Annotated in this window: 5 protein-coding genes (1 of these 5 running past the window's edge); 4 read left to right on the top strand and 1 reads right to left on the bottom strand. The window is 66.1% G+C overall.

What is annotated here, in order from left to right:
- The coding region (locus B2742_RS08810) for a hypothetical protein (RefSeq protein ID WP_292065214.1) at positions 1-428 on the bottom strand (428 nt) is incomplete at its 3' end.
- A gap of 429 nt (positions 429-857) precedes the next feature.
- On the opposite strand from B2742_RS08810, the gene rpsL reads away from it, so the two are divergent.
- From rpsL to B2742_RS08790, 4 genes are all read left to right on the top strand, one after another.
- Complete coding sequence (gene rpsL / locus B2742_RS08805; RefSeq protein WP_055832311.1) at positions 858-1,229, top strand: 30S ribosomal protein S12; 372 nt, start codon at positions 858-860, stop codon at positions 1,227-1,229.
- A 66-nt stretch (positions 1,230-1,295) separates the two neighbouring features.
- Positions 1,296-1,769, top strand: coding sequence for a 30S ribosomal protein S7 (rpsG, locus tag B2742_RS08800; protein WP_055832312.1), 474 nt, complete (start codon positions 1,296-1,298; stop codon positions 1,767-1,769).
- A 149-nt stretch (positions 1,770-1,918) separates the two neighbouring features.
- On the top strand, positions 1,919-4,000 hold the full coding sequence (gene fusA, locus B2742_RS08795; protein ID WP_292065207.1) for an elongation factor G: 2,082 nt from the start codon (positions 1,919-1,921) through the stop codon (positions 3,998-4,000).
- Between the two features lie 56 nt (positions 4,001-4,056).
- The coding region annotated (locus tag B2742_RS08790) for a GTP-binding protein (protein WP_292065204.1) crosses the window boundary (this coding region is incomplete at its 3' end): on the top strand, positions 4,057-4,403 show 347 of its 503 nt. The annotated region continues 156 nt past the right edge of the window.

The raw sequence follows: 4,403 nt of genomic DNA, 5'->3' as shown, positions 1-4,403 counted from the left end.
GCGCTCAGCAGGGCCGGGGAGGCGCAGCCGGGGCCGCGCGTGCGCAGGCCGCGGCCGACGCGGTCGCCCATCGTCTCGGGACGGACGTTCCAGCCCTCGACGCCGGGCGGCAGGGCCGGTGCGCCGGGTGCGGGAACGCCGACGCGGGGGACCGGCGGGGCGGGATTGTCCTCGTCCTCGGTCGGGTCGCGGAACGGCCGGTCGCGGTCGGCCGTGGGCGAGCCGGGCAGGGCGGGGGCGTCGACCGCCTGCGGCGGGGCGGGGACCGGACGGACCCGCGCGACCTCGCCGGGCAGCAGCGGGCGCGGCTCGATCTGCATATAGATGACCGGCCCGGGGTCCTCGATCAGGCCGGACAGGGTCAGGCCCATCGAACGCAGGCCGAGGTATGAGAACAGGGCGACGTGGCCGAGGACGGAGACCGCCACGATCGCCGGCTTACGCCACCGCTCCGCGCGGGCGGGCCATACCCACGCCGGCCCCCGAAATCGCCATCCACCCGCCATGCGCGTACAGGATGGGGCGAGCGTGGCGGTATTGGGGCCTGAGGCGGCGAAGGGGCGCTAGCCGGGAGGGCAGGACCGCCCCGCCCTTGACCTTCGCCCCCCCCGCGCGTAGAAGCCGCCCACTTTCGAGGTTCCCGGTCCGCCGGGTTCCGGGATCGTGACAATTGAGCGGACGGGCTGTGCCCGCCGGAACGCCCGAAGCGCGCGTTCCGGTTTTTTCGTTTGGCGGTCGTGTCTCCGGCTCGAGATCAAACCCGGGGCGGCGCGTCAGCGTCGTCCGAAAAGAAGGCTCACCGAGGCGCTCCGGCCGAAAGGCACACGCCTCCATCGATTGAAGAGAACCGAGACTCCATGCCGACTATCAACCAGCTGATCCGCAAGCCGCGCCAACCCAAGCCGGTCCGCAACAAGGTCCCGGCCCTGAAGGGCTGCCCGCAGCGCCGCGGCGTCTGCACCCGCGTCTATACGACGACCCCGAAGAAGCCGAACTCGGCGCTGCGTAAGGTCGCCAAGGTGCGTCTGACCACCGGCATCGAAGCCGTGTGCTACATTCCCGGCGAGGGCCACAATCTGCAGGAGCACTCGGTGGTCCTGATCCGCGGCGGCCGCGTGAAAGACCTTCCCGGCGTGCGCTACCACATCCTGCGCGGCGTGCTCGACACGCAAGGCGTCAAGGACCGCAAGCAGCGCCGTTCGCACTACGGCGCCAAGCGTCCGAAGTAAGCGACCCGCCCATTCCATTCGCTGGTTCACACCAGCCGTCCGACACCGCTTTAGAAGGCCAAGCCCATGTCCCGTCGTCACCGCGCACAGAAGCGCGAAGTTCTGCCGGATCCCAAATACAAGGATCTGATCGTCACCAAGTTCATGAACTACGTCATGTACGAGGGCAAAAAGGCCGTCGCCGAGAACATCGTCTACGGCGCGTTCGAGATCCTGGCCGACAAGAAGAAGGAACAGGAGCCCGTCGCTACGTTCCACGCCGCCCTGGACAATGTGGCTCCGGCCGTGGAAGTCCGGTCGCGTCGCGTCGGCGGCGCCACCTATCAGGTGCCGGTTGAGGTTCGCCCCGATCGCCGCCGCGCCCTGGCCATCCGCTGGCTGGTCAACGCCGCGCGCAAGCGTGGTGAGAACACCATGACCGAAAAGCTGGCCGCCGAGCTGCTGGACGCCTCGAACAACCGCGGCACCGCGGTCAAGAAGCGCGAAGACACCCACAAGATGGCCGAAGCCAACCGGGCCTTCAGCCACTACCGCTGGTAACGCCTTCAAGGCGCCCTGTTCGGCGCCTATCTTGAGACTATCCGGCGCGGGCGGTTTGAGCTAAATCGCCCGCGCCCGCTTATCCGCACAGATCGACATCTCCCCGAGGGCGCCAAACGCGTCCTGAACTCACTTCAAGGCACGTTTTCATGGCCCGTCTCAACAAGATCGAGGACTACCGCAACTTCGGCATCATGGCCCACATCGATGCGGGCAAGACGACGACGACCGAGCGGATTCTCTACTACACCGGCAAGAACCATAAGATCGGCGAAGTCCACGACGGCGCCGCGACCATGGACTGGATGGACCAGGAGCAGGAACGCGGCATCACCATCACGTCCGCCGCGACGACCGCCTTCTGGAAAGAGAAGCGCCTCAACATCATCGACACCCCCGGCCACGTGGACTTCACCATTGAAGTCGAGCGTTCGCTGCGCGTGCTCGACGGCGCCGTGACGGTGCTGGACGGCAACGCCGGCGTCGAGCCGCAGACCGAAACCGTCTGGCGCCAGGCCGACAAATACCGCGTGCCGCGGATCGTGTTCGTCAACAAGATGGACAAGATCGGCGCTGACTTCGACGCCTCGGTGCAGTCGATCCGCGACCGTCTGGGCGCCAAGGCCGTGCCGATCCAGTTCCCGATCGGTTCGGAATCCTCGCTGACCGGCCTGGTCGACATCGTCGCCATGAATTCGGTGATCTGGGACAACGACGCCCTGGGCGCCAACTTCACCGTCGGCCCGATCCCGGCCGACCTGGTCGACAAGGCCAATGAAGCCCGCCAGTACCTGATCGACAACGCCGTCGAACTCGACGACGAGGCGATGGAAGCCTACCTCGACGGCACCGAGCCCTCGCTGGAAGTGCTGAAGAAATGCATCCGCAAGGCCGTGCTGACCGGCGCCTTCTATCCGATCCTGTGCGGCTCGGCCTTCAAGAACAAGGGCGTGCAGACGCTGCTGGACGCCGTCGTCGACTATCTGCCGTCGCCGGTCGACATCCCGCCGACCCCGGGCATCGACTTCAAGACCGAAGAGCCGATCGTGCGCCGCGCCTCGGACGACGAGCCCCTGTCGGTTCTGGCGTTCAAGATCATGGACGACCCCTTCGTCGGCTCGCTGACCTTCTGCCGCATCTATTCCGGCAAGATGGAAACCGGCATGGGCCTGCTGAACTCGAGCCGCGATCGTAAAGAGCGCGTCGGCCGCATGCTGCTGATGCACTCCAACGACCGTCAGGACATCAAGGAAGCCTACGCCGGCGACATCGTCGCCCTGGCCGGGCTGAAGGACACCCGCACCGGCGACACCCTGTGCGATCCCCTGAAGTCGCCCGTCATCCTCGAGAAGATGGAATTCCCGGCGCCGGTGATCGAGATTTCGGTCGAGCCCAAGACCAAGGCCGACCAGGAGAAGCTGGGCGTCGCCCTGGCCAAGCTGGCCTCGGAGGATCCCTCGTTCACCGTCTCGACCGACCACGAGTCGGGCCAGACCATCCTCAAGGGGATGGGCGAGCTGCACCTCGACATCAAGATCGACATCCTGCGCCGCACCTACAAGGTCGACGCCACGATCGGCCAGCCGCAGGTGGCCTACCGTGAATCGCTCGGCCGCAAGGTCGACATCGACTACACGCACAAGAAGCAGACCGGCGGTACGGGCCAGTTCGCCCGCGTCATGATCACCTTCGAGCCGGGCGAGCCGGGTTCGGGCTTCGTGTTCGAGAACTCGATCGTCGGCGGCGCCGTGCCCAAGGAATACATCCCGGGCGTCCAGAAGGGCCTCGAGTCCATCAAGGACGGCGGCCTGCTGGCCGGCTTCCCGCTGATCGACTTCAAGGCGACGCTGACGGACGGCAAGTTCCACGACGTCGACTCCAGCGTGCTGGCGTTCGAAATCGCGGCCCGCGCCGCCTTCCGCGAACTGAAGGACAAGGGCGCGCCGAAGCTGCTCGAGCCGATCATGGCGGTCGAGGTCGTGACCCCCGAGGACTACCTCGGTTCGGTCATCGGCGACCTGAACGGCCGTCGCGGGATGATCCAGGGTCAGGACATGCGCGGCAACGCCACCGTCGTGAACGCCTTCGTGCCGCTGGCCAACATGTTCGGCTATGTGAACACGCTGCGCGGCATGTCGCAGGGCCGCGCCGCCTTCACCATGCAGTACGACCACTATGAGCCGGTGCCGCAACACGTCGCCGACGAAGTGATCAAGAAGTATTCCGCCTAAACCCAACACCCTGAAATTTTGGACAAGCCCCCTGTTCAGGGGACGGAGAGAAGAGAATGGCCAAGGAAAAGTTCGAACGTAACAAGCCGCACTGCAACATCGGCACGATTGGTCACGTTGACCACGGCAAGACGACGCTGACGGCGGCGATCACGATGGTTCTGGCCAAGGCCAGCGGCGGCAAGGCGATGAACTACGCCGACATCGACGCGGCCCCGGAAGAAAAGGCGCGCGGCATCACGATCAACACGGCGCACGTCGAATATGAGACGGCCGCCCGTCACTACGCCCACGTCGACTGCCCCGGCCACGCCGACTATGTGAAGAACATGATCACGGGCGCCGCGCAGATGGACGGCGCCATCCTGGTGGTGTCGGCCGCTGACGGCCCGATGCCGCAGAC

The organism is Brevundimonas sp. UBA7664 (assembly GCF_002483305.1).
Classification (GTDB): Bacteria; Pseudomonadota; Alphaproteobacteria; order Caulobacterales; family Caulobacteraceae; genus Brevundimonas.
Note: the sequence above shows the minus strand (reverse complement) of the source record. Positions and strands in the feature narration are given on the sequence as shown.